Origin of the sequence: Hydrogenophaga sp. H7, assembly GCF_002025745.1 — a bacterium.
Lineage (GTDB): Bacteria > Pseudomonadota > Gammaproteobacteria > Burkholderiales > Burkholderiaceae_C > Hydrogenophaga > Hydrogenophaga pseudoflava.
Genome location: NZ_MCIC01000017.1, coordinates 241,722 through 267,061, shown reverse-complemented (window position 1 = coordinate 267,061; position 25,340 = coordinate 241,722). Strand labels below are relative to the sequence as shown.

The following is a 25,340-nucleotide window of genomic DNA, read 5'->3' as shown; positions in this document are numbered from 1 at the left end:
ACGCGCCCCGGGGCGGCACCGGGGGCCGCAGGCTCAGTCGCGGACCACCGGCTCCCAGCGCCCGCTGCGCTCGGATTGCCACAGCGCGTCGATCACCCGGGCCTGGGCGACCGCCTCGCCGAGCCCCGACGCGTCGGGCGGCGTGCCGGCGCGCACGCGGCGCGAAAACGCCTCCACCTCCAGCCGGTACTGCTCGGCCGCGGGCAGGGTCTCCAACGTCACGCCGCTGCCGTCCAGCGCACCGCCCTCGTCCAGCGCCAGCGTCATCTGGCCGCCGCGCGCGGCGTTGAAGGGGATGAAGAGTTCGATGCGGCCATGCGTGCCCACCACCTGCACCCGCTGGAAGGGCACGCTCTGGGTCGACACGGTGAAGCCGACCTGCCGCCCGGCGCCGAAGTCCAGCAGCGCGCTGGTGAGACGGTCGACGCCCATCACCGGGTCGCGGTCGACCAGCGAGACCGCGCGCAGCGGCTCGGCCTCGAACAGGTAGCGACCGGCCAGCACCGCGTAGCAGCCGATGTCGTACAGCGCGCCACCACCGATGGCCGCCTGGTTGCGGATGTTGGCACCGTCGTCGTTGAAGTAGGAGAAGAACACCTGCACCGCGCGCGGCGTGCCGATGCGACCGGCGCGCACCAGTTCGCGGGCGCGCTGCCACTGCGGGTGGTGGCGCACCATGAAGGCTTCTTCGATGTGCACGGTGGCCGCGGCGGCGCGCACGCTCAGCGCCTCGTCGGCGCTGAGGGCGAACGGTTTCTCGCACAGCACGTGCTTGCCGGCCGCGGCCGCCTGCAGGGTCAGCGGCACGTGCAGGTGGTTGGGCAGCGGGTTGTAGATGGCCTCGATGGCCGGGTCGGCCAGCAGCTCCTCGTAGCTGCCGTAGGCCTGCGGGATGCCCAGCCGCTGCGCCGCCGCCTGCGCGGACGGCAGGCTGCGCGAAGCGATCGCGCGCAGTTCCACCAGCGGGCTGGCGAGCATCTCGGGGATCACCTTCTCGGTGCCGATCTTCGCCGTGCTCAGCACGCCCCAAACCACTGGTTTCATGCCCGCTCCCGGTTCGGTTCAATGCTCAGATGTAGCGGTTGAGCAGGTTCTCCAGCAGCTCCTGCCGCCCGGAGACCGGCCGCGTGTCCTGGTTGCGCTCCAGCACCCGTTCGGCCACCTGGTCCAGCCCCAGGCGGCCCGCCATCAGGTCCTGGCCGAAGGGGGTGTTCCAGCCGGCGTAGCGGGCCTCGACATGGCGGGCGAGCTGGCCGTCGAGAACCATCTGCTCGGCGATCAGCAGCGCGCGCGCCGACACGTCCATGCCGCCGATGTGGCCGTGGAACATGTCCTCGGCGTCGATGGACTGGCGCCGCACCTTGGCGTCGAAGTTCAGGCCCCCAGTGGTGAAGCCGCCGGCCTGCAGGATCAGGTAGAGCGCCAGCGCGGTCTCGGGGATGTTGTTGGGGAACTGGTCGGTGTCCCAGCCGCACTGCATGTCGCCTCGGTTCATGTCGATGGAGCCGAAGATGCCCAGATCAATGGCGGTGGCGATCTCGTGCTCGAAGCTGTGGCCCGAGAGCGTGGCGTGGTTGGCCTCGATGTTGACCTTGATCTCCTTCTCCAGCCCGTGGCGCTGCAGGAAGCCGTAGACCGTGGCGGTGTCGAAGTCGTACTGGTGCTTGGACGGCTCGCGCGGCTTGGGCTCGATCAGGATCGTGCCCTTGAAGCCGATCTTGTGCTTGTAGTCCACCACCATGTTCAGGAAGCGGCCCATCTGGTCCAGCTCCTGGCCGACGCGGGTGTTCAGCAGGGTCTCGTAGCCTTCGCGGCCGCCCCAGAGCACGTAGTTCTCGCCGCCGAGTTTCAGCGTGGCGTCCATCGCCTCCTTCACCTGCAACGCGGCCAGCGCGAAGATCTCGGGGTCGGGGTTGGTGGACGCACCCGACATGAAGCGCCGGTGGCTGAACAGGTTGGCCGTGCCCCAGAGCAGCTTCATGCCGGTCTGCGCCTGCTTGGCCTGCAGCACGTCCACCATCTCGTGCAGGTGGTTCACGCTCTCGCGCGGCGTCGCCCCTTCGGGCGCCACGTCGCGGTCGTGGAAGCAGTAGTAGGGCGCACCCAGGCGCGAGAAGAAATCGAACGCGGCGTCGGCCTTCATGCGGGCCGCGGCCATCGGGTCGGCCACCCGCTGCCAGGGGCGCTCGAAGGTGCCGTCGTAGCCGAAGGGGTCGAAGCCGTTCCAGCAGAAGCTGTGCCAGTAGCAGACGGCAAAACGCAGGTGGTCTTCCATGCGCTTGCCCAGCACCAGGCGGTCCTTGTCGTACCACTTGAAGGCCAGCGGGTTGGTCGATTGCGGGCCTTCGTAGGCGATGGCGGGAATGTCGGAGAAGTAGGTGCTCATGGTGGTCTCGGGTGAAGTCATCAGGGCCTGCGGTACAGGCTGCGGAAAAGCTCGTGGCGCGGCGCCAGCAGCGCGCGCTCGGCGGGGTCGGGGCGGTAGACGGTGTCGACCGGCGGCGGCAGGCAGACCGAGGCCATCGGCGCGCCCACGGCGAGCGCACCCAGGCGGGCCGCCCCCAGCGCACCGCCAACGGCCGAGCCGCCGTGGGTGACGATCTCGACGTCCAGCGCGCTGGCCAGCATCTGGGCCCAGAAGGCGCTGCGCGCGCCCCCGCCGACCAGCGACAGGCGCGAGACGGTGCTGCCGGCGGCGTTGAGCGCGGCCAGGCCATCGAGCAGGCCGAAGCTCACGCCCTCCATCACCGCGTAGCCCAGGCGCGCGGCGTCGGTGTCGAAGTCCAGGCCGTGGAAGCTGCCACGCACTTTCGCGTCGTTGTGCGGCGTGCGCTCGCCGCTCAGGTAGGGCAGGAACAGCGGGGACGCGGCGCGGTCGCTGGCGCTCAGGGCGGCGGCGCGCGTGGCCACCTCGCCCGCGTTGGCGGCGCCCAGCAGGTGGGACACCCACTGCAGCGCGCTGGCAGCCGAGAGCATCACGCTCATCTGGTGCCAGCGGCCCGGCACCGCGTGGCAGAAGGCGTGCGTGGCGCTGGCCGCGTTGGGCTGGTAGTCGGGCGTCACCACGAACAGCACGCCGCTGGTGCCCAGCGAGAGAAAGCCCTGGCCGGCCTCGACCGCGCCCATGCCCACGGCGCTGGCCGCGTTGTCGCCCGCGCCGCCGGCCACCACCGTGTCCGGCCGCAGGCCCAGCACCTGCGCCACATCGGCCTTGAGCCGGCCGCCGGCCTGGCTGCCTTCGACCAGGCGCGGCATGTGGGCGCGCGTCAGCCCCGTGAGGGCCAGCAGCTCGTCGGACCAGTCGCGCCGCCGCACGTCCAGCCAGAGCGTGCCGCTGGCGTCCGACAGGTCGCTCACGTGTTCGCCGGTCAGCATCAGGCGCACATGGTCCTTGGGCAGCAGCACCTTGCTCACTTGCCGGAACACCTCGGGCTCGTGGCGCGCCACCCAGCGCAGCTTGGGCGCGGTGAAGCCGGGCATGGCCAGGCTGCCGCCCAGGTCGCTGAGCGCCGGCACATCGGCCATCATCTCGGCGCACTCGGTCGCGCTGCGGGTGTCGTTCCAGAGGATGGCCGGGCGCAGCACGCGGTCCTGCGCGCCCAGCAGCACCGCGCCGTGCATCTGGCCGGACAGGCCGATGGCCTCGGTCGCGGCGTATTCGGCCGGGTGCGCAGCCCGCAGCGCGGCCAGCGCGGCCTGGGTGGCGGTCCACCAGTCGGCCGGGTCCTGTTCGCTGTGGCCCGGGTGGGGCCGCGACACGCTGAGCGCAGAACCGGCCGAGCCGATGACGCGCTGGTCTGGGCCCAGCAGCAGGGCCTTCACCTCGGAGGTGCCGATGTCGATGCCGATGTACATGTGTGTGAAGCTCAGTGAATGAGGGAGGGGGCGTGCATGGGTCGCAGCTCGTGGTGCAGCACCAGGGCGGCGGCGCCGACGGCCGAGGCCAGCAGACCGTAGCGCGCCGGCCGCACCGGCGGCGGTGCCACGCCCGCGCTGGTGGCGTAGGCGTCGAGCGTGTCGCGCGCGGTGCGCACGATGTCCGGGTGCCGTTCGCAGGACGGTCCGCCGACCACCAGGGCCCCCGGGTTGAAGGTGGTCCAGAGGTTCTGCAGCACCACCCCCAGGAACACGCCGCCACGCGCCGGGTCGGGCAGCTGGCCCAGGGCCCGCGCGCCGAAAAAGGTTTCGGCGCAGCCCCGGCGGCCGCAGGAACAGGCCGGGCCGTCGATCTGCAGGATGCTGTGGCCGATTTCGCCGGCCATGCCCTGCAGGCCGGTGAACAGGCGGTCGTTGAGCACGATGCCGGCGCCCACGCCGACGCCGCAGGTGACGAAGATCAGCGAGTCCTTCGCGTCACCGTCGGTGAACTCGTATTCGCTGAGCGCGGCGGTGTCGGCCTCGTTCTGCACATGCACCGCCACCGGCGGGCAGCCCGCCTCGGCCAGGGCGCGCGTGATCAGCGGCAGGAAGGACACGTTGCGCCAGCCCAGGTTGGGCGCGAAGCGCACGGTGCCGCTGGCTTCGTCGAAGGCGCCGGGCAGGCCGATGCCCACGCCCGAGACCAGCACCGGCCGCGCCGCCAGCGCGGCGTGCGCGCGCACCACCAGCTGCGCCACCTGGCGGCACACCGCCGCCGGCTCGTGCTCGGCCAGCGCTTCTTCGACGGACCACAGCACCTCGCCGGTGAGCGACACGCCCACCACGCGCAGCGACTCGACCGCGATTTCCACACCGATCATGGCGCGGCGGCTGCCGTCCAGCTGCAGCGGTGTCGACGGCCGGCCCAGGCCATGCGCGGCGGCCGGGCCGGTCTCGGTGACCCAGCCCTCGTCGATCAGCTCGCGCACCAGCAGGCTGACCGTCGACTTGGTCAGGCCGCTCTCCTGCGCGAGCTGGGCGCGTGAAAGGCCGCTGCGCCGCCGCAGCAGCCTCAGCAGCACGCTGCGGTTGATGCGTTTGACAAGTTGCTGGTCGCCGGTGGTTTTCATTCGGTGTGCGGGAGCGCGCAGGCCTCAGAGGCTGTGGGTCTGCGCCTTTCCTTCAGGTTGTTTGCCCGCGATGATCATGCCCAACACCTCGTCCTCATTGACGTCGGCGGTGCGGTAGGCACCCACCAGGCGGCCGTTCTTCATCACCGCCAGCCGGTCGCTGAGGCCGAACACGTCGGGCATGTCGTGGGTGATCAGGAAGATGCCCACGCCCTCGGCCTTGAGCTGGCGCACCAGGTTGCCGACCATCGCGGTCTCCTCCGGCCCGAGCGCCGCGGTGGGCTCGTCCATGATCAGGATGCGGGCGTTGAAGTAGATCGCGCGCGAGATCGCCACCACCTGGCGCTGCCCGCCCGAGAGGCGGCGCACCGGCGTGCGCACGTTCTTGAAGTTCTTGTTGAGGCGGTGGAACACCTTGCGCGCCTCGGCGTCCATGCGGTGGTCGTCCAGGGTGTTCCAGCGCGTGAGCAGCTCGCGGCCGAGGAACAGGTTGGCCACGGCGTCGAGGTTGTCGGCCAGGGCCAGGGTCTGGTAGATCGACTCGATGCCGCAGCGCTGCGCGTCGACCGGTGTGCGGATGTGGGCCTTCTCGCCGTTGATCCGCACTTCGCCGCTGTCGATCGGGTAGGCCCCGGCCAGCATCTTCATCAGCGTGGACTTGCCGGCGCCGTTGTGACCGAGCAGGGCCACGACCTCGCCCGGGTAGAGGTTCAGGCTCACATCGTCGACCGCGCGCACGCCGCCGAAGGACTTGCCGATCTGGCGCATTTCGACCAGTGGCGCGTTCATGACAGGTCTCCGGTGAGGCGGCGGTAGACCACGTCGAACACCACGGCGGCGATCAGCACCTGGCCGATGATCACGTAGCGAAGGCCGATGGAGATGTCCAGCAGCAGCAGGCCGCTGTCGATGCTCTGCATGATCAGCGCGCCCAGCACCGAGCCTAGGATGGAACCGCTGCCGCCGGCCAGCGCCGTGCCGCCGATGACCGCCGCGGCGATCACGTACAGCTCCATGCCGGTGCCCAGCGAGTTGGTGCCGGCGTTCAGCCGCGCGATGGAGACCATGGCGGCGATGGTGATCAGCACACCCAGCAGGGCGAACACCATCAGCGTGACGCGGCGCACCGGGATGCCCACCAGCGCCGCCGCCTCGGGGTTGCCGCCCATGGCGAACACGTAGCGGCCGAAGCGCGTGCGGTGCACGATGAAGGACAGCACCAGCGCCACGCTGCCCCAGATCAGCACCGGGATCGGCACACCCTGCGGCGCGTCCTTGGTCGGGATCTGGTAGGCGTTCATGGTGGCCACGAAGCCGACCACGATCAGCGCCGGCACCGCCGCCACCAGGGCGTCCAGCCACAGCGGCGGATTGGGCACGTCGTAGGCGGCCTTGGCGCGGCGGCGCAGCGCCGTCTGCAGGACCAGCGCCGCCACCAGCACGGCCGCCAGCACCCAGCTGGCCTGCACGCCGATGGCGCCGTCAAAGCCGCCACCCAGGCGCTGGAAGAAGAGGTCGTTGACCGGCTGCGTCTTGCCATCGGCCACCAGGAAGGCCGCGCCGCGGAAGGACATCAGCCCGCCCAGCGTGACCACGAAGGACGGCACGCCCAGCATGGCCGTCAGCGCGCCCTGGTAGAGCGACACCGCAATCGCCACCGCCAGCCCGGCCAGCGAGGCCTCGACCCAGTGCCAGCCGGCGGTGTACATCAGCGTCGCGATCAGCACGCCGACAAAGCCCATCACCGAACCCACCGAGAGATCGATGTGGCGCGCCACGATCACCAGCACCACAACCGTGGCGACGATGCCGACCACCGCCGTCTGCTGGGCGATGTTGTAGAGGTTCTCGGGCGAGAGGAACAGGCCGCCCGAGAGGATGTTGAACACGATGGCGGTGGCCACCAGGACCGCCCCCATCAGCACCAGCCGCCAGTCGATGGCCAGTTGCCTGAGGACATTGGGAACAGGACTCACAGACGCACTCCGCCGAAAAAAAGGACCGCGGGCTGAACCCAGCCCGCGGTCCGAGGGCCTCCATCCATCAGGAGAAACGCAAATTCAAATGCCGGGTCATTTGCAGGCGGCCGGACCCTTGGCCATGTCCACGCCCTTGCACAGGTCTTCCTTCTTGATCCAGCCGGCCTTGACCACCAGGTCCAGATTCTTGGCCGTGATCGGCACCGGCTTGAGGAACTGCGCCTGCAGCGACACCTTCTTCTCGCCACCGGCCCAGGCCGCGGCGCCCGCGACCTTCTGGCCCTTGGCCAGGGAGACGGCGGCGGTGGCGGCGTCGCGGCCGAGGTCGCGTGCGTCCTTCCACACCGACACCGTCTGCGAGCCCATGGCCACGCGGTTGAGCGCGGCATGGTCGCCGTCCTGCCCCGACACCGGAATGCCCTTGATGCCCTTGGCGGTCAGCGCCGCGACCACACCGCCGGCGGTGCCGTCGTTGGAGGCCACCACGGCGTCGATCTTGCCGCCGGTCTTGGTGATGATCTGCTCCATGTTCTTCTGCGCCACTTCCGGCTTCCAGCCGTCGGTGTACTCCTCGCCCACGATCTTGATGTCGCCCTTCTTGATCGCCGCGTCCAGCACCTCCTGCTGGCCGCCGCGCAGGAAGTTGGCGTTCGGGTCGGTGGGCGAGCCCTTGATCATCACGTAGTTGCCCTTGGGCTGGGCCTCGAAGACCGCGCGCGCCTGCATGCGGCCGACCTCGACGTTGTCGAAGGTGATGTAGAACACACCGGGCGCCTCGATCAGGCGGTCGTAGGCCACCACCGGGATCTTCTGCTGCGCGGCCTTGTTGACGGCGGGCAGGATGGCGTCCTTGTCCATCGCCAGCACGATCAGCACCTTGGCGCCCTTGGCGATCAGGGAGTCCACGTCGGACAGCTGCTTCTCGGGCGAGCCGCCCGCGTCGGCGCTGATGTAGCTGGCGCCCAGCTTGGCCAGCTGGTCCTTGATCGCCTTCTCGTCGGTCTTCCAGCGCTCTTCCTGGAAGTTGGACCAGCTCACACCCACCACCTGGGCGAACGCACCGGCGCTGGCCAGACCGAGCGCCAAAGCGGTCAACGTTGTCTTCAGTTTCATCCTTGTCTCCAGTGAACGGCCTGCTTTCGGGCCGCGGTTATTGAACGGATTGCTTGGACACATCGTGCGCTGGCCCCCTCGCCGGCAGCCATTTAGTACGAACGACAAACTAATTATTTGCCACCCCTTGTGTTGGCTCCTATTGGGACAAACCCGACATAGTTTGATGATTGAACTTAATAAGATGAACCATGACCTTCCCAATGACAGCAAGCGCGGGGCGCATTCACTGGCTCGACGACGGCCGCCAGCGCCTGGGCCTGGTGCCCGGCTTCGGCGGCTGCGCCGCCGCGTGGTTCCTGCACCCGCAGGCCGATCCGGACCCGCGCCACCCGGACGTGCCGTTCCATCTCTGGCGCCCCTGGTTTGGCGACCCCGACCCGTTCAGCGTGGCCTCGCTGCCCCTGGTGCCCTGGTCCAACCGCATCAGCGGCGGCGGTTTCGAGCAGGACGGCGTGTTCCACCCGCTGGCGCCCAACCGCGCCGGAGAAGCCTGCCCCATCCACGGCGAGGGCTGGCTGCAGGCCTGGGACGTCGTCACCCACGACGAGCGGCAGATCGAGCTGCGGCTGGACTCGCGCCACTTCATGGGCAGCCCCTACGACTACATCGCCACGCAGCGCTATCAGCTGCTGCCCGACGGCATCGAACAGACCCTGTCGGTGACCCACCGGGGCGTTGCGCCCCTGCCCTACGGCCTCGGGCAGCACCCCTGGCTGCTGCGCACGCCGGGCACCCGGGTGCAGGCCCGGGTGGGTGGTGTCTGGCTCAGCCACCCCGACCGCCTGCCCCGGGCGCACACGCCCGTTCCGCCAGACTGGGACCTGAGCGCCGGCATCGATGCCCACGGGTCGCTGATCGACAACGCCTTCACCGGCTGGGACGGCCTGGCCCGCATCGAATGGCCGGAAAGCGGCTGGGCCCTGACCGTGGAAGACACCGCCGCGACCGGCGACGGCTGCCTGCTGCTGTTCCGGCCCGAGGCCGGGCCGAGCTTCTGCGTGGAACCGGTCAGCCACCCGGTCGACGCGGTGCACCTGCCGGGCCGGCCGGGGCTGCACCTCCTCGGGCCGGGCGGGTCGATGACCCAGCGCCTGCGGTGGCGCTTCCACCGGCTCGGCGGGCCTGCGCTCAGCGCATCATCGCTTCGAGCTTGATCGTGTCGGCCACGAAGGCGCGGATGCCTTCGGCCAGCTTCTCGGTGGCCATCGCGTCCTCGTTCAGCGCGAAACGGAAGGTGGCCTCGTCGTACTGCACGAACGGGATGTCCATGGCCTGGGCCGCGGCAGCGTCCAGGGCCTTGGCCAGCGGCGCCTCGCTGGCCTGCAGCTGCGCCAGCAGGTCGGGGCTGATGGTCAGCAGGTCGCAGCCGGCCAGCGCGGTGATCTGGCCCACGTTGCGGAAGCTCGCGCCCATCACCTCGGTGGCGATGCCGTGCTTCTTGTAGAAGTTGTAGATCGCGCGCACCGACTGCACGCCCGGGTCGTTGGCGCCGGCCATCGCGGCCTCGTCCCACTTCGCGCCGGCCTGCTTCTTGTACCAGTCGTAGATGCGGCCGACGAACGGGGAGATCAGCTGCACCTTGGCCTGGCCACAGGCCACCGCCTGGCAGAAGGAGAACAGCAGCGTGAGGTTGGTGTGGATACCGTCGCGCTCCAGCCGCGCCGCGGCCTGGATGCCCTCCCAGGTCGAGGCGATCTTGATCAGGATGCGGTCCACGTGCACGCCCTCGCCCTGGTAGAGGTCGATGATGCGGCGCGCGCGCGTCACGGTGGCCTCGGTGTCGAAGCTCAGTCGGGCGTCCACTTCAGTGGACACGCGGCCCGGCACATGCTTGAGGATCTCGATGCCGAAGCGCACCAGCAGGCGGTTCATCACCTCGTCCGTTCCATGCTGCCCGTACTTCGCCACGGTTTCCTGCAGCAGGTGCGCGTACTCGGGTTTCTGCACGGCCTTGAGGATCAGCGACGGGTTGGTCGTCGCGTCGCGCGGTGAATAGGCGGCGATCTGGTTGAAGTCACCGGTGTCGGCGACCACGGTGGTGAGCTGCTTGAGGGCATCGAGCTGGTTCATCGGTCTCTCTCAGGGTTGTCGAGGTTTCACAGAAAGATGTAACTGGGTTACCATTTTCGCATGCTTGACCGAATCAGAGCCTCCATGCCCTCACTGGCGCCCGCGGAACAGCGCGTGGGCAAACTCGTGCTGCTCGACCCGCGCAGCTTCGCCAGCCTGCCCGTGTCCGAACTGGCCGACCGCGCCCATGTGAGCAAGCCGACTGTGGTGCGCTTCTGCCGCAGCATGGGCTACGACGGCCTGTCCGACTTCAAGCTGAAGCTGGCCGGCACCGTGAGCGAAGGCGTGCCCTTCATTCATCGCAGCGTCGACGTGGACGACAAGGTCAGCGACGTGCTGGTCAAGGTGATCGACAACACGGTCGCGGCCTTCCTCAAGTACCGCAACGACGCCTCGACGCACTCGATCGAGAAGGCGGTCGACGCGCTGCTGACCACCTACAAGAACAAGGGCCGCATCGAGTTCTACGGCGCGGGCAATTCCGGCATCGTGGCGCAGGACGCGCAGCACAAGTTCTTCCGCCTGGGCATCAACGCCATCGCCTACAGCGACGGCCACATGCAGGTGATGAGCGCCTCGCTGCTGGGCCCGGGCGACTGCCTGGTGATCGTCTCCAACTCGGGCCGCACGCGCGACCTGATGGACGCGGCCGACATCGCGCGCAAGCACGGCGCCACGGTCATCACCGTCACCGCCAGCGGCTCGCCCCTGGCCACCGCCGGCCACATCCACCTGGCCGCCGACCACCCCGAGGGCTACGACCGCTACAGCCCCATGACCTCGCGCCTGATGCACCTGATGGTGATCGACGTGGTCGCCACCTGTCTGGCGCTGCGCATCGGCGGCAACAAGCTGCAGCCGTTGCTCAAGGAAATGAAGAACAACCTGCGCAGCAAGCGCTACGCCTGAGCCCAGCCCGTCAGGGTGCCGGCTTGTGCGACTTCAGCTCCGTCAAGGTGCTGGTGTTCAGGCTGCTGTTGCGGTAGTCCTTGTAGTCGGACTTGACCGCACGCCCAATGGAAGGTGCGAACCAGATGGTCTGGGACACGCGGATTGCACCTTGCCAGCTGACTCCATTGATCCAGCCGTTCGACTCGATGCGGAAGGCATCGAACTCTCCACCGGGCGTCGCGACTTTCTCCTGCGCCACCACCTTGACTTCCAGTTCGGAGCGGGAGCGGCTTCCTGCCAGTCCCACCGCCTCAGAGCGGGTCTTCCAGGAATCGCCCACCTTCAAGGGAAACCGGTAGATTTCGATGGCCGGCTCGAACCTGGTTCCGGAAGCGCCTGAGACCAGCGGATTCAGATCAAGGTTGGTCACACCTTCGAGCTCCGGAGGATTGCGGTCCGGACGAACGTGCTTCGTCTTGATCTGCCCTCCCTCCACCGAAGTGACCGTGACCGTCTCTTCCGACTGCTTGTTGTCGCTGCGGTTGTTGACCACGTAAACCGAGACATCGCCCACTTTGACCGAGGGCCCGGCGTTGCCGTCCGACTGCGCCAGAACCACCACGGGCCAGGCCAGGAATCCAAACAGAAGATGTCTCAGCAGCATGGGACCTCCTGATCAAAAACGCGTGGCCCACTGTAGGACAAAGCCCCCAGCGGCTCAAGTCCTAGCCGGAAATCCGCCCCTCTTCCACCGCGTGGCAGGCCACACGGGCACCACCGAAGTCCAGCAGCACCGGCCGTTCAACCCGGCAGCGCTCGTTCGCATGCGGACAGCGCGGATTGAACGCACACCCGGCCGGAGGGTCCAGCGGATTCGGCACCTCGCCCTGCACCGGCGTGCGAGCCTTGCCGGTGTCGTGGATCTTGGGGATCGCGTCCAGCAGCATGCGCGTGTACGGATGCCGTGGGTTGTCGAACAGCGTGTGCTTGTCCGCCAGTTCCACCAGCCGCCCGAGGTACATCACCCCCACCTGGTCGCTCACATGCCGCACCACCGCTAGGTTGTGGCTGATGAACAGGTAGGTCAGACCCTGCTGCCGCTGCAGGTCCTTCATGATGTTGAGCACCTGCGCCTGCACGCTCACGTCCAGCGCCGAGGTCGGCTCGTCGCAGACCAGGAACTCCGGGTGCGTGGCCAGGGCGCGCGCAATCGAGATGCGCTGGCGCTGCCCGCCTGAGAACTGGTGCGGAAACTTGACCGCGTCCAGCGGCGACAACCCCACCGACTGCAGCAGCTCGCCCACCCGCTCGCGCAGCTCGCCAGCACCCGACAGCAGGCCGTGTTCGACCAGCGGTTCGGCCACGATGTCCTGCACACGCCAGCGCGGGTTCAGGCTGGCGTACGGGTCCTGAAAGATCATCTGGATGCGGCGGCGCAGCTGGCGCCCCTGCGGTGTCTTGAACGCCGCGTGCGCGTCCTGCCCGTCGAACTGGAAGCCTCCGCGCGTCGGCGCGTAGAGGCCCACCAGCAGGCGGGCCACCGTGCTCTTGCCGCAGCCCGATTCGCCCACCAGCGCCAGCGTCTGGCCACGCTGGATGTCGAAGCTCACCCCGTCCACCGCGCGCAACAGCTGGCGCGGGCGCCGCTCCAGCACGCGGTTGAGCCAGGGTGCCGAGACATCGAAGGTCTTGGCCAGGTCGGTGGCGCGCACCAGGGGCTGCGCAGCAATGGCATCGCTCACGACGCGCCTCCCGTGGTGCCTGCGTGCAGCCAGCAGGCTGCCCGCGTCGTCCCGGCCGGCATCAGCTCGGGCCGCTGCGCGTGGCAGCGGTCGAACGCGCGGTCGCAGCGCGGGTGGAAAGCACAGCCGGCCGGAATGGCGTTGAGCCGCGGCATGGCGCCGTCGATCTGGTGCAGGCGCTCGCGGTCCTGGGTCATGTCGGGAATGCAGGCCATCAGGCCCGCGGTGTAGGGGTGCGACGGCCGGTGGATCACGTCGTGCACCGGCCCGATCTCGGCCACGCGACCCGCGTACATCACGGCCACACGGTCGCAGGTTTCGGCGATCACGCCCATGTCGTGCGTGATCAGCATCACCGCGGCGCCGCGCTCGCTGCAGATGCGCTTGAGCAGGGTGATGATCTGCGCCTGGATCGACACGTCCAGCGCGGTCGTCGGTTCGTCGGCGACGATGAGCTTGGGCTCGGCTGCCAGCGCGAGCGCAATCACCACCCGCTGGCGCATGCCGCCGGAAAACTGGTGTGGGTGGTGGTCGATGCGCTGCTCGGCCGCCGGGATGCCCGTGTCGCGCAGCAGCTGGATCGCCCGCTCGCGCGCCTCGGCCTGGCCCACGGGCAGGTGGGTGCGGATGGTTTCGGTCAGCTGACGGCCCACGGTGTACAGCGGATTCAGCGAGGTCAGCGGGTCCTGGAAAATGGCCCCGATCTGCCGCCCGCGCACCTTGCGCAGTTCGGCGAAGGGCAGGTCGTCGATGCGTCGGCCCTCCAGCAGGATCTCGCCGCCCGCGATGCGCCCCGGCGGCTCCAGCAGGCCGATGATGGACGCGCCCGTGAGCGACTTGCCCGCGCCCGATTCGCCCACCACGCCCAGGATCTCGCCCGGCGCGATGTCGAAGGAAATGTCGTCCAGCGCCCGCAGCGTGCCGCGGCGGTGCGGGAACTCGACGACCAGGTTCTTGACTTGCAGCAGGCTCATCGCAGTTTGGGATTGAGGGCGTCGCGCAGCCAGTCGCCCAGCAGGTTCACCGAGAGCGCGATCAGCACCAGCATGGCGCCGGGGAACACGGTGATCCACCACTCGCCCGAGAACAGGTAGTCGTTGCCGACGCGGATCAGCGTGCCCAGAGAGGGCGCGGTGATGGGTGCGCCGACACCGAGGAAGGACAGCGTGGCCTCGATGATGATGGCGGTAGCCACCTGGATGGTCGCCAGCACCAGCACCGGCCCCATCACATTGGGCAGTACGTGCCGGCGCATGATGCGCAGCGGCGGCACGCCGGTCACGCGGGCGGCCTGCACATACTCCTTGTTGCGCTCCACCAGCGTGGAGCCGCGCACCGTGCGTGCGTACTGCACCCAGCCCGTCAGCGTGATGGCCAGCACCAGCACACCGAACGCGAGCTCGTCCTGCGAGTTGGGAAACAGCGCCCGGCCCACCCCCGCGATCAGCAGCGCCACCAGGATCGGTGGGAAGGACAGCATCACGTCGCACAGGCGCATCAGGAAGGCGTCCACCCAGCCGCCGAGGAAGCCGGCCAGCAGCCCCAGCACCACCCCGATCAGCACCGACAGCATGACCGAGGTCAGTCCCACCGCCAGCGAGATGCGCGCGCCGTACATCAGCGCGGACAGGATGTCGCGCCCCTGGTCCTCCGTGCCCAGCAGGAAGGCGGGATTTCCGCCCTCCATCCAGGCCGGCGGCAGGCGCGCGTTGCTCAGCTCCAGCGTCGCCAGGTCGAACGGGTTGTGCGGCGCCACCCAGGGGGCGAACGCCGCACAGAACACGCAGGCGAAGGCGATCAGCGCCGCCACCATGGCGGTGGGCGACGAGCGGAAACTGTGGCCGACGTCGCCGTCGAGCCAGCGTCGAAGGGCGGCGATCAAGGCTCAGCCGATCACTTCACCGACATGAAGCGAAACGGCATGAAGTTGTCCGCTAGCTGGACCAGCTGCACGTTGCTGGCCACGCCCCAGGCCAGGGCCTGCTGGTGCAGCGGCAGATGGCCGACATCGTCGGCGTGCAGCTTGAAGGCCTCCTTGATCATCGCGTCGCGCTTGGGCTTGTCGGTCTCCGACTGGATCTTCAACGTCAGCTCGTCCACCTTCGGGTTGCAGTAGGAGCCAAGGTTGAACTGGCCACTGCCCTTGTCGTCGACGCAGCGCATCAGCGCGTTCAGCGCGTTGTGCGAGTCGTAGGTGCCCGGCGTCCAGCCCAGCAGATAGAAGCTGGTGTCGCGCTTGAGGATCTTGGGGAAGTAGGTGCCCTTGGTCTCGGCCTGCAGGTTCACCTTCACGCCGATCTTCGCGAGGTTCGCGGCCACCGCCTGGCAGATGTCGCCGTCGTTCACATAGCGGTCGTTCGGGCAGTTCATGCCCACCTCGAAGCCGTTGGGGTAGCCGGCGTCGGCCAGCAGCTTCCTGGCGGCGTCGGGGTCGTAGGGCAGGCGGGTGTTCATCGCGGCGTCAAAGCCGTTGATGCCGGGGCCGACCATCAGCGCCGTGGGCTTGGAGGCGCCCCGCATCACCACGCGCTGGATGGTGTTGATGTCGATGGCCTGGTAGAAAGCCTGGCGCACGCGCTTGTCCTTGAACGGGTTCTTACCCTTCACGCTGGAGTACAGCAGCTCGTCGCGCTTCTGGTCCATGCCGAGGAAGATGGTGCGCAGCTCAGGCCCCTGCAGCACCTTGGACTTGCCGCTGGCGTTGATGCGCGCCACGTCCTGCAGCGGCACCGGCTCGATCACGTCCACCTGCCCGGACAGCAGGGCGGCCACGCGGGTGGCGTCGTTGCCGATCGGCGTGTACTCCACGTTCACCACGTTACCTTCGATCTTGCCCCAGTAGCTGCCGTTGCGGACGAAGCTGGTCTTGACGTTGGGCTGGCGCTCGCGCAGGCGGTACGGGCCGGTGCCGTTGGAGCGGAAGGAGGCCGCGTTCTCGATGCCCTTGCGGCGGTCCACCGGCCGGGTGGCCTGGTTCTCCTCGGCCCACGGCTTGCTCATGATGTAGACCAGCGCCAGCAGGTCGGGCAGGATGGGGAAAGGCGTCTTCGTCTCGATCTCGATCGCGGAATCGCCCACCTTGCGCACTTGCTTGAAGTCGTTGGTGTAGCTCTGCATGTCCGAGCCTTCGCCCGCTGCGCGGGCAAAGGAGAACAGCACATCGTCGGCCGTGAACGGCTTGCCGTCATGGAACTTGACGCCCTTGCGCAGTTCGAAGCGCCACACGGTTGGCGAGGTCTGCTTCCAGCTGGTGGCCAGCGCCGGCACCAGCCTGAGGTCCTTGTCGCGGGCCACGAGCCCTTCGTAGACATTGCCCGTGACGCTCAGTTGCAGGGACTCGTTGAGCGAGTGCGGGTCCATCGACAAGGCGTCGCCCTGGTTGCCAATGCGCACCGTCTGCGCCACCGCCGTGCCCGCGATGGCGGCCAGAGCGATGGAGGTGATCAGCGAATGCTTGAAGTTCATGGTTTCTCCTGGTCGGTTGGATGAAAGCTCAGGGGGACTCTTCGGACAGGGGCATGCCCTGTTCGATCAGGCTGGCGTGCAGGGCCGCACCCAGCGGCAGCACCTCGTCGTTGAAATCGTAGCGGCTGTTGTGCAGGAAGCAGCTGCCCTCCCCGCCCTGCCCCAGCCGCAGGTAGGCGCCCGGTTTGACCTGCAGCATGAAGGAGAAGTCCTCGGCGCCCATGCTGGGGTCCATTTCCGCGTCCACGTGCTCATCACCCACCAGATCGCGCGCCACGCGGGTGGCGAACCGGGCCTCGTCGGGCGTATTGATGGTGGCGGGATAGATGCGCTCGTAGCGGACATGCGCCGAAGCGCCCAGACCCAGCGCCACCCCGGAACACACCTCGTTCAGCCGCCGCTCGACCAGCGACTGGATCTCGGGGCTGAAGGTGCGGACCGTGCCGACCATCGTCGCCTTTCCCGGCACCACGCTGAAGGCCCCGGGATCTCCTGCCTGCATGGAGCACAGGCTGATGACCGCGTTGTCGATGGCCCTCACGTTGCGCGAGACGATGCTCTGCACGGCCGTGATGATGTGGGCCGACACCAGCACCGGGTCCACCGTGAGGTAGGGGTGCGCACCGTGTCCGCCCTTGCCGGTGACTTCGATGGTGATGCGGTCGGCCGCGGCCATCATCGGCCCTGGGTTCACGCCCACAGTGCCGGGCCGCATCTGCGGCCAGTTGTGCATGGCATAGACCGACTGCACCGGGAAGCGCTCGAACAGTCCGTCTTCGATCATGGCCTTTGCGCCGGCGAAGCCTTCTTCGCCCGGTTGGAAGATCAGGACCGCCGTGCCGTTGAAGCGCCGGGTCTCGGCCAGGTAGCGCGCTGCACCGATCAGCATGGCGGTGTGCCCGTCGTGCCCGCAGCCGTGCATCAAGCCTGCCCGGGTCGACTTCCAGGCGAAATCGTTGAGTTCGGTCATCGGCAACGCGTCCATGTCGGCGCGCAATCCGATCATCCGACCGCTGTCCCGGCGGCTTCCGTGGATCAACGCCACCACGCCGGTCTTGCCGATCTGTGTGTGGATCTCGTCCACGCCGCAGATCTTGAGGGACTCGACCACCCGCCGGGCGGTGTAGTGCTCCTCGAAACCGAGTTCCGGGTGGGCGTGCAGCTCGCGGCGCAGCGCCGTCAGTTCAGGGTGCAGGGCAGCGATGTGGGCGAACGCGCGGCCATGGGCACGGATGCGGGAGGTGTGGGGGATCATCAGTGGGCTCCGGCCCTTTCAATGCGCAAACGGGGATCAACAGCGAAATAGAGCAGATCCACCACCAGATTGATCACGACAAAGATCAATGCGATCAGGCAGAGATAGGCCGCCATTACGGGGACGTCGGCGAAGGTCACGGCCTGGATGAACAGCAACCCCATGCCCGGCCACTGGAACACCGTTTCGGTGATGATGGCAAAGGCAATCAGCCCCCCGAGCTGCAGGCCGGTGATGGTCATCACGGGCACCAGCGTGTTCTTCAACGCGTGGCCGAAATGCACCGCCCGGTTGGTCAGTCCGCGGGCACGGGCGAACTTGATGTAGTCGGTGCGCAGCACCTCCAGCATCTCCGCCCGGACCAGCCGCATGATCAGCGTGAGCTGGAAGATCGCCAGGGTCAGTGCCGGCAGGACGATGTGGTGCCATCCTTTGGCGGTGAGCAGCCCGCTGCTCCACCATCCGAGCTGGACCACATCACCGCGGCCAAAGCTCGGAAACCAGCCCAGGTTCACAGCGAACACCAGGATCAGCAGGATGCCGATCAGGAACGTTGGCAGGGACACCCCGAGCAGCGAGACGGTCATGAGCAGCTGGCTCACAAAGGTGCCGCGCTTCAGGGCCGCATACACACCCATCGGGATGCCCAGAAGCAAGGCGAGCACGGCGGCCACCATCGCCAGTTCCACCGTGGCAGGCAGGCGCTCGGCGATCAGGCGCGAGACCTTGGCCCCCTGGCGCAGGCTGATGCCAAATTCACCCTGCGCCGCGTTGACCAGAAAGTGCCAGAACTGCACCACCACGGGCTGGTCCAGCCCGAGATCGGCGCGGAGGTTCCTGATCTGCTCCGGCGTGGCGTCCTGGCCCAGCAGAAACACCACCGGATCACCCACGTACTGAAACAGCATGAAGGCGATGAACGCCACGCTGACCATGACGAGCACCGCCTGGGCCATGCGTCGTAAAACAAATGCAAGCATGAATGACGATCTGAGACGCTCGGCTGGGACATTGGCCGCACCCACAAAGGGCAGCCGCAGAACGCACGAAGACTTTGCAACAACTGTTCCAGCCACCCAAGCGTGCTAACCCTATGGAGCGCCTGAGCAGGATGCCACAAGACTCAGCGAGCGGTGAGGGTCATGCGGCCATACCAGGCACGCAAGCTGGACTGGGTGTTGTCGGTGTCGGTCATGATGGCAACCGCCCGCAAAGGTCCAGGCTCCTCTCCGAAGGCCCGGAAAAAATCTGCTCGGATGTTTCTTTGATAGTCCCGCCAGTGGCCCACCTGCTGCGCACCGCTCTCCACCACCACCTTGCGGATACGGTCAGTTCGTGCGTTGACGATGACCGTCTCTGGGGCATCGTGGTTCGCCCAGACGTACATCAGCGTGGCATAGGGCAACTCTTCCCCCGTGAGCAGACGACTCATTTCGGAAATGCGATGGTTGCGCCCTGTCCACTTGCTGCGGTCGCCGTCGAACGACAGCAGAATCCGGACAGGCGCATCGTCCTTGCCCGCCTCGCCCAGGCGCGCCTTGTCGGGGAGACCATCGACCTTCCATGAAAACGCAATCCGGTCGACCTCGGGCAACGCTTTGTCGAAGCGCTTGCGCAGAATGCTGACAGAACCGTAGGCACTCACCGACAGCGCTGCGCTCCCTGCTTGCCCGGCCACCTCAAAAGCGGCAAAACGCTTCCCCGGTAACAGAAAGGGCTGCCAGGCATCTCCACCGGGCGGGGTTTTCAGCAGCTCATCGACAGTGGCCCGCCACTCGGCCTGCTGATGCAATCCCACATCAGGCTTTAACCCACCGGTAGAAGCTTCGCCCGTCTCTTCGAGCTGTGGCGCCTTCGCAGCGCAGGCAGCAAGCACCAAGGCAGTCGCGGCCGGCAATGCCCTGATCAGCATGTTTTTCACTAAGCCGCCCATCCATACCCCGCAGACGTTGATTCTTGCGACAAAAAGTAGCTAGTTTGCAGTCTATCGTTTCTGACCTGCGCGTACCCCTCTCTGGGGAAGTCAAAAACCAGGGCATTCGATACATTTTTCGCCGTGGATCCGCCAATGCGCCCACGTTCACCGCTGTCACTTTCACTTTTCAGGAGGAACCCATGTACAAAAAGCTGTTGTCCCTATTCATCGCGGCGTTCACAGCCACATCGTTCGCAGCCGTGGACGTCAACACCGCCAATCCTGCCGATTTGGACAGCATCAAGGGCATCGGCCCAGGCACCTCGACCAAGATTCTCGAAGTCCGCAAGAACGGCAAGTTCAAGGACTGGGCGGACTTGATCGAACGCATGCCTGGCATCGGTGAGAAACGCGCAGCCAAGCTGTCCGCAGAAGGTCTCACGGTGAACGGCGAGGCCTTCAAACCCGTCGCAGCAACCGACAAATCCGTCAAGCCCGGAACGACGCCTGCGTCCACTTCCAAGCAATAAACAACCAAGAACAAAAAAAGCCACTTGGCAATGCCAAGTGGCTTTTCAACTTTCGGAATCAAGCGGCCGAGGCCGCCGTCATCAGAAGGTGTGCTTCAGACCAAAGCCGTAGCGGGTGTCGGGACCGGTGTTCTTCGTGTCCAGGAAACCGCCGTAAACGGTGGTGCGCTTGGACAGCGAGTAGGCAACGCCCAGACCCAGGCCGGACAGGCGCTCAGCACCGTCGGTCTTGGAGGAAGCGTAACCAGCAGACAGCACCAGATTGGCACCCAGCGGCACGTCGGCGCCGAAGGACAGGTCGGTGGTCTTGACGCTACCGGCCTTCACGTTGCCGTAGCCAGCCAGCAGCTTGGCAGCGCCCAGATCATAGGAGCCGTTCACGCGGGTGAACTTGGTGTCGCCAGCGGCGGTCTTGTCCACTTGGTAAGCGACGCCAGCGTACACCGGGCCACCTTCGTACTTGACGTGGAAAGCGTTGGACTGGTTGTCCGAACCTTCCTTCAGGTTGGTGCTGAAAGCACCGCTGACGCCGCCCATTGCCGGCGTAGCGTAGTAAATACCGTTGGACGGATTGGCAGCGTAGCCAACGCTGGCCCACACAGAGTTGTTGGGCGACAGAACGGAGTCGAACACCGGATTGGTAGCGCCAGAGATGTCGTCATAGGCGGTCCAGATGCGGCCCAGCTTGAACTCACCGAAGCCACCGGACAGGCCAACATAGGCTTGACGGTTGAACGAAGAACCTTCTTCGCCTTGCTTGCCGGTGTCGATCTTGAAGCCGTGCTCCAGCAGGAAGTTGGCCTTCAGGCCACCACCCAGGTCTTCCGTGCCCTTAAAGCCCAGACGGCTACCGCTCACACCACCCGAGGTCAGAGCAGCGGACGCATCCTTGTCCTTGTGCAGCACAGCGTCGGCAATGCCGTAAACGCTGACGGAGGACTGGGCCTGGGCCACGCCGGCCACCGAACCCAGAACGGCGAGAGCAATCAGAGATTTCTTCATATCAACATCCTTTAATGCTGGGCTTTACAGCCCGGTTGAGAAACTGACACTTCATGGTAGCGCGAGCCATCCCGCACTTCGAGGGAAAACCCGTAAAAAGATAGCATGCCGTTGGATTTTGGCGACACGCCGACATCCCCATACCGAAGGTCGCGGGTAGGAGCAAAAAAAGCCTGTCTTGTTCCCAAGACAGGCTTTGATTCTCCTTACATCAACCGGCTTTCGCCGGCAGACGATCAGAAATTGTGGTGCAGAGTGAAGTCGGCGCCGCCCACGTTCTTGCCGGTGGCGGTCTTGGCCTTGCTGTCACGACCGTAGGTGAATTCCAGCGCAGTGCGCTTGCTCAGAGGGTAGTAGTAACCCAGACCAACCTTCTGGTTGGTGGTGGTATCGGTGGTTTTGTTCTTGGCTTGAGCAACACCGACCAGCACCTTGCCAGGACCCGCAGGGATCGTGGCACCGAACAGCAGGCCTTCGGTCTTCACGCCAGCGGCGGTCTTCTTGTTGCCCAGGCCAAACGCCAACTTGGCAACGCCCAGATCATAAGTGGCATAGGCGTTGGTCACATCGCTGCCAGCATCCTTGTCGGCACCGACGCCCACGTCCAGAGGACCATTGGCGTATCCGACGGCAAAGCTGTTGTGGGCCTTGGCTGCGCCTTCCTTCAGACCGGTCGACACGGCGACGTTCACACCACTGAAGCTGCCACTGTAGTGGATGATGTTGGCGGTACGGACGTGGGTCGTCTGCATACCGATACCACGCAGTGCACCGGCGCCATCACCACCGAAGGGGTCGGGCTTGTTGTTGGCGCCCAGGAAGTTCGCGCTGTAGTAGCGGCCCAGACGGATTTCACCGAAGGAACCGGCCAGACCAACCGTGGACATACCGTTCCAGAAAGTCGACGAAGCGGGAGTCACGACACCGGTCGTGGGATTGGTGCCACCCGGGCTGTAAGTTGCATCCATGCCCGTGTCGGGGCTGAAACGGTGCTCAATCTGGAACTTGGCTTGCAGACCGCCGCCGAGGTCTTCAGCACCGCGGAAACCCAGACGCGAGCCGTGGATGTTGGTCATCTTCAGCGAGTCGCCGTTCATCTTCTGCAGACCGGCTTCCACCTTGCCGTAAATCGTCACGGAGGACTGAGCGAATGCAACGCCGGTGGCAGCCACAGCGGCCAGAGCAATCAGGGTCTTTTTCATTGAGGGTATCTCCAAGGTTGATGAATGGGCCGGCGGTCTGAGCCTCCGAGCCAACCTCCGTTACTGGAAGTGTCTTCATTGCACCAGAAGGGCTCGGGGGGTGCAAAGCTTTCAGGGGTGTTTGTCGTTCATGGACAACAAGGAAAAGCCCTTCCTCGGGTGACTACCTAGAACAATAGTAATCACCGCCTTTAATGCATCGAGCGACAATCAATTTGCCATTTTTCATGACTGCCAAATCCATGGACTCTCTTCTGGTTGCTGCCGACACTGCTTTGCGAACCCTTTTTGCCAGGCCGCGCGCGACTCGACCTTGCAACACTGTGGCTGAATCTCCGCACACCCACCTGAGTGCGGAGGACAAGGCGACATCTGGTGCGCTGATGCGCGTGAATCACGTCGGCGAGGTCTGCGCCCAAGCGCTTTACACCGCTCAGGCCATGGCTGCGCGCAGCAGCACCCATCCGCAACGAGAACGGCTGGCGCAACAGCTGGAAGCAGCAGGACGGGAGGAGACAGACCACCTGGCCTGGACCCGGGACCGACTGGATGAACTGGGCGCCCACCCGTCTATCCTCAACCCCCTGTGGTATGCAGGAGCGTTCGGAATCGGTCTGCTCGCTGGACGGATGGGGGCCGGCGTCAGCCTTGGGTTTGTGGTCGAAACCGAGCGGCAGGTCGAGGATCACCTGGTCTCTCACATGGACCGGCTGCCCATCTCGGACCACGCATCAAGAGCCATCGTGGCCCAGATGCAGGCCGATGAAGCCAGGCATGCCCGGGAAGCACAGCATGCCGGCGCCGTGGAACTTCCCTTGCCTGTCAAGCTGCTCATGAAGACTGCAGCGAAGGTGATGACCACCGTGGCTCACCGGTTCTGAGCCTAAAGAGAGGGTACTCAGGCTTCCAGCAGATCGAAGCTGGTGCTGATCTCCGCTGTCTTGCCCAACATGATGCTGGCAGAGCAATACTTCTCGTGGCTCATCGCGATGGCACGTTCCACGGCAGCAGGAGGAATCGCCCGACCGGTCACAGTGAAATGCATGTGGATTCGCGTGAACACCTTCGGATCGGTCGGCGCGCGCTCGGACGTGAGCTTCACACTGCAGCCCCGCACATCATGGCGACCGCGCTTGAGGATCAGGACTACATCGTAGGCCGTGCACCCACCCGTACCGGCCAGTACGGTTTCCATGGGCCTGGGCGCCAGATTCGCGCCCCCGTTTTCCGGCTTGGCCGCATCCGGGGCGCCGTCCATGGCCAAAATGTGACCACTGCCTGTTTCAGCGACAAATCCCATGTGGGAGCGGGTACCGGCGGCGCCGGTCCAGGTCACGGTGCATTCCATAGCTGTGTCGGTTGTGAAAAATCTGACAGTTCGAGAGTCAGCTCCCTAAAAGGTAGCAAAAACACTTTCAACCGTGTTGCGCCGCAGCATTTCTCGATACAATGGCGGCATTGTATTGAAGGTTGTCTCCTCTGCCCTCTACGGGTGGATTCAAACCCGGACCGGTTCCACCAGTCCGGGTTTTTTTTCGCGACCTCGGCTCGCTATCATCGTTGGACAGGACAAACAATGACCACACGATCCAACAGAAAGAGGGCCGCGGCACCGGCGCCTCGCACCAGCGCCCCGCTCAGTCCGTCGGACTACCTCACCAGAATCCTGAATGCGCGCGTCTACGACGTCGCAGTGGAGTCTGCACTGGAACCGGCCCGCAACCTCAGTCGCCGCCTTCACAACAAGGTACTCCTCAAGCGCGAGGACCAACAGCCGGTATTCAGTTTCAAGCTGAGAGGCGCATACAACAAGATGGCGCATCTGACCCCCGACCAACTTCGCAAGGGCGTGATCTGCGCTTCGGCCGGCAACCACGCGCAAGGCGTTGCCCTGGGCGCCCACAAGCTGGGCACTCGAGCCGTGATCGTCATGCCCACCACCACACCCCAGGTGAAGGTGGATGCAGTCCGCTCCTTTGGCGGAGAGGTGGTGCTCCACGGCGACAGCTATTCCGATGCCTACGGACATGCGGTTCACATCCAAAAGAAGGAAGGGCTTACGTTCGTTCACCCTTTTGACGATCCGGACGTGATTGCGGGACAGGGCACGATCGCCATGGAAATCCTGCGCCAGTTGCAAAGCCTCGGATCGGATCATCTGGACGCGGTGTTCGTTGCCATTGGCGGAGGAGGTCTGATCTCCGGCGTGGCCAACTACATCAAGGCCGTGCGCCCCGAGATCAAGGTGATCGGCGTTCAGACGGTCGACTCGGACGCCATGCTGAAGTCCGTCCAGGCGGGAGAGCGGGTCACCCTGGGAGACGTCGGCCTCTTTGCAGACGGCACCGCGGTCAAGCTGGTGGGGGAAGAAACCTTCCGGATTGCCAGCGGTCTTGTGGACGAGTTCGTGGTGGTGGACACCGACGCGGTCTGCGCGGCCATCAAGGACGTCTTCGTGGACACCCGCAGCATCGTCGAGCCGTCGGGCGCAATGGCCGTGGCGGCCATGAAGCAGTACGTGGCGAAGCACAAGACCAAGGGCGAGACCTACGCCGCCATCCTGTGCGGTGCCAACATGAACTTCGACCGCCTGCGTTTTGTCGCCGAGCGGGCGGAAGTCGGCGAAGAGCGCGAGGCGCTGTTCGCAGTCACCATTCCTGAAGAGCGAGGCAGCTTCAAGCGCTTCCTCGAGTCGTTCGACTCACTGCCCGGAGGCCCGCGCAACATCACCGAGTTCAACTACCGCATTGGTGACGCGAAGGTGGCCCATGTGTTTGTTGGTCTCACCACGCAGGGGCCTGGCGAGTCGACCAAGATCGCCAGCAACTTCCGCAAACGGGGTTTCGAGTCGCTGGACCTCACGCACGACGACCTGGCCAAGGAACACATCCGGCACATGGTGGGCGGCCACTCGCCACTGGCCCAGGATGAACGCCTGCTGCGCTTCGTGTTTCCGGAGCGACCCGGCGCGCTGCTGAAGTTCCTGAGTCTGATGCGTCCAAGCTGGAACATCAGTCTGTTCCACTACCGCAACCAGGGTGCCGACTACGGCCGGATCCTGGTCGGGCTGCAGGTGCCGCCCAAGGACGACAAGGCGTTTGCAAAGTTTCTGGGAACCCTGGGTTACCCCTATGTGGAAGAAACCCACAACCCGGTGTATCGACTGTTCCTCAAAAGCTGAGCAA

At 66.0% G+C, this 25,340-nt stretch carries 24 protein-coding genes; 5 read left to right on the top strand and 19 right to left on the bottom strand.

Annotated elements, in window-relative coordinates:
- Positions 1-33: 33 nt before the first annotated feature.
- The 7 genes from BC358_RS16980 to xylF all read right to left on the bottom strand — a co-directional run bounded on the left by BC358_RS16980 (position 34) and on the right by xylF (position 8,080).
- On the bottom strand, positions 34-1,044 hold the full coding sequence (locus tag BC358_RS16980) for a Gfo/Idh/MocA family protein (RefSeq protein ID WP_079366747.1): 1,011 nt from the start codon (positions 1,042-1,044) through the stop codon (positions 34-36).
- 25 nt (positions 1,045-1,069) lie between these two features.
- On the bottom strand, positions 1,070-2,386 hold the full coding sequence (xylA, locus tag BC358_RS16975) for a xylose isomerase (RefSeq protein ID WP_079366840.1): 1,317 nt from the start codon (positions 2,384-2,386) through the stop codon (positions 1,070-1,072).
- Positions 2,387-2,406: 20 nt separating this feature from the next.
- Entirely contained in the window at positions 2,407-3,855 is a 1,449-nt protein-coding gene (xylB, locus tag BC358_RS16970; RefSeq protein ID WP_079366746.1) for a xylulokinase, read from the bottom strand.
- Between the two features lie 11 nt (positions 3,856-3,866).
- Positions 3,867-4,988: an ROK family transcriptional regulator gene (locus tag BC358_RS16965; RefSeq protein WP_066152719.1), complete on the bottom strand. Its 1,122-nt coding sequence runs from the start codon at positions 4,986-4,988 to the stop codon at positions 3,867-3,869.
- Positions 4,989-5,012: 24 nt separating this feature from the next.
- Complete coding sequence (locus BC358_RS16960; protein WP_079366745.1) at positions 5,013-5,777, bottom strand: ATP-binding cassette domain-containing protein; 765 nt, start codon at positions 5,775-5,777, stop codon at positions 5,013-5,015.
- Complete coding sequence (locus tag BC358_RS16955; RefSeq protein ID WP_079366839.1) at positions 5,774-6,907, bottom strand: sugar ABC transporter permease; 1,134 nt, start codon at positions 6,905-6,907, stop codon at positions 5,774-5,776. The genes BC358_RS16960 and BC358_RS16955 overlap by 4 nt, the downstream gene beginning before the upstream one ends.
- Positions 6,908-7,060: 153 nt before the next feature.
- Positions 7,061-8,080, bottom strand: a complete 1,020-nt coding sequence (xylF, locus tag BC358_RS16950) for a D-xylose ABC transporter substrate-binding protein (protein WP_079366744.1) — start codon at positions 8,078-8,080, stop codon at positions 7,061-7,063.
- A gap of 191 nt (positions 8,081-8,271) precedes the next feature.
- Here xylF and BC358_RS16945 point away from each other — a divergent pair, with 191 nt between their 5' ends.
- Entirely contained in the window at positions 8,272-9,237 is a 966-nt protein-coding gene (locus BC358_RS16945) for an aldose 1-epimerase (protein ID WP_256861559.1), read from the top strand.
- Here BC358_RS16945 and tal read toward each other — a convergent pair.
- Positions 9,212-10,153, bottom strand: a complete 942-nt coding sequence (tal, locus tag BC358_RS16940) for a transaldolase (RefSeq protein WP_079366742.1) — start codon at positions 10,151-10,153, stop codon at positions 9,212-9,214. The two genes, BC358_RS16945 and tal, sit on opposite strands and share 26 nt — an antisense overlap.
- Positions 10,154-10,213: 60 nt before the next feature.
- On the opposite strand from tal, the gene BC358_RS16935 reads away from it, so the two are divergent.
- Positions 10,214-11,062: a MurR/RpiR family transcriptional regulator gene (locus BC358_RS16935; RefSeq protein ID WP_066152707.1), complete on the top strand. Its 849-nt coding sequence runs from the start codon at positions 10,214-10,216 to the stop codon at positions 11,060-11,062.
- A gap of 10 nt (positions 11,063-11,072) precedes the next feature.
- Here the strand turns inward: BC358_RS16935 and BC358_RS16930 are convergent, their stop codons facing one another.
- From BC358_RS16930 to BC358_RS16895, 8 genes are all read right to left on the bottom strand, one after another.
- A complete protein-coding gene (locus BC358_RS16930) occupies positions 11,073-11,708 on the bottom strand; it encodes a hypothetical protein (RefSeq protein WP_079366741.1) in 636 nt (211 codons plus the stop codon).
- A 61-nt stretch (positions 11,709-11,769) separates the two neighbouring features.
- Entirely contained in the window at positions 11,770-12,786 is a 1,017-nt protein-coding gene (locus BC358_RS16925) for an ABC transporter ATP-binding protein (RefSeq protein WP_179130097.1), read from the bottom strand.
- The gene (locus tag BC358_RS16920; protein WP_079366739.1) at positions 12,783-13,760 is read right to left on the bottom strand and encodes an ABC transporter ATP-binding protein; all 978 of its coding nucleotides are present in this window, start codon (positions 13,758-13,760) and stop codon (positions 12,783-12,785) included. The genes BC358_RS16925 and BC358_RS16920 overlap by 4 nt, the downstream gene beginning before the upstream one ends.
- Positions 13,757-14,665: an ABC transporter permease gene (locus BC358_RS16915; RefSeq protein WP_079366838.1), complete on the bottom strand. Its 909-nt coding sequence runs from the start codon at positions 14,663-14,665 to the stop codon at positions 13,757-13,759. Before BC358_RS16915 ends, BC358_RS16920 begins: the two co-directional genes overlap by 4 nt.
- Positions 14,666-14,679: 14 nt before the next feature.
- Positions 14,680-16,251, bottom strand: a complete 1,572-nt coding sequence (locus BC358_RS16910) for an ABC transporter substrate-binding protein (protein WP_066152691.1) — start codon at positions 16,249-16,251, stop codon at positions 14,680-14,682.
- A gap of 28 nt (positions 16,252-16,279) precedes the next feature.
- Positions 16,280-17,506 carry a M20 aminoacylase family protein gene (locus tag BC358_RS16905; RefSeq protein WP_066152687.1) on the bottom strand — a complete coding sequence of 409 codons (1,227 nt, stop codon included), beginning with the start codon at positions 17,504-17,506 and terminating at the stop codon, positions 16,280-16,282.
- The gene (locus tag BC358_RS16900; RefSeq protein ID WP_079366738.1) at positions 17,506-18,486 is read right to left on the bottom strand and encodes an ABC transporter permease; all 981 of its coding nucleotides are present in this window, start codon (positions 18,484-18,486) and stop codon (positions 17,506-17,508) included. Before BC358_RS16900 ends, BC358_RS16905 begins: the two co-directional genes overlap by 1 nt.
- Positions 18,487-18,629: 143 nt before the next feature.
- A complete protein-coding gene (locus BC358_RS16895; protein WP_079366837.1) occupies positions 18,630-19,418 on the bottom strand; it encodes a DUF3047 domain-containing protein in 789 nt (262 codons plus the stop codon).
- A gap of 203 nt (positions 19,419-19,621) precedes the next feature.
- On the opposite strand from BC358_RS16895, the gene BC358_RS16890 reads away from it, so the two are divergent.
- Positions 19,622-19,951: a helix-hairpin-helix domain-containing protein gene (locus BC358_RS16890; RefSeq protein ID WP_066152681.1), complete on the top strand. Its 330-nt coding sequence runs from the start codon at positions 19,622-19,624 to the stop codon at positions 19,949-19,951.
- An 81-nt stretch (positions 19,952-20,032) separates the two neighbouring features.
- Here BC358_RS16890 and BC358_RS16885 read toward each other — a convergent pair whose 3' ends face one another.
- Positions 20,033-20,953 carry a porin gene (locus tag BC358_RS16885; RefSeq protein WP_066152678.1) on the bottom strand — a complete coding sequence of 307 codons (921 nt, stop codon included), beginning with the start codon at positions 20,951-20,953 and terminating at the stop codon, positions 20,033-20,035.
- A 236-nt stretch (positions 20,954-21,189) separates the two neighbouring features.
- A complete protein-coding gene (locus tag BC358_RS16880; protein WP_066152675.1) occupies positions 21,190-22,155 on the bottom strand; it encodes a porin in 966 nt (321 codons plus the stop codon).
- Between the two features lie 227 nt (positions 22,156-22,382).
- Between BC358_RS16880 and coq7 the strand changes: the two genes are divergently transcribed.
- Positions 22,383-23,036: a 2-polyprenyl-3-methyl-6-methoxy-1,4-benzoquinone monooxygenase gene (gene coq7, locus BC358_RS16875; RefSeq protein WP_079366737.1), complete on the top strand. Its 654-nt coding sequence runs from the start codon at positions 22,383-22,385 to the stop codon at positions 23,034-23,036.
- Positions 23,037-23,053: 17 nt separating this feature from the next.
- On the opposite strand, the gene BC358_RS16870 is transcribed toward coq7, so the two are convergent.
- Positions 23,054-23,503 (bottom strand): OsmC family protein, encoded by a 450-nt coding sequence (locus BC358_RS16870; protein ID WP_066152668.1) that lies wholly within the window; start codon positions 23,501-23,503, stop codon positions 23,054-23,056.
- 228 nt (positions 23,504-23,731) lie between these two features.
- On the opposite strand from BC358_RS16870, the gene ilvA reads away from it, so the two are divergent.
- Entirely contained in the window at positions 23,732-25,336 is a 1,605-nt protein-coding gene (gene ilvA, locus BC358_RS16865) for a threonine ammonia-lyase, biosynthetic (RefSeq protein WP_079366736.1), read from the top strand.
- The last annotated feature ends 4 nt before the right edge of the window (positions 25,337-25,340 follow it).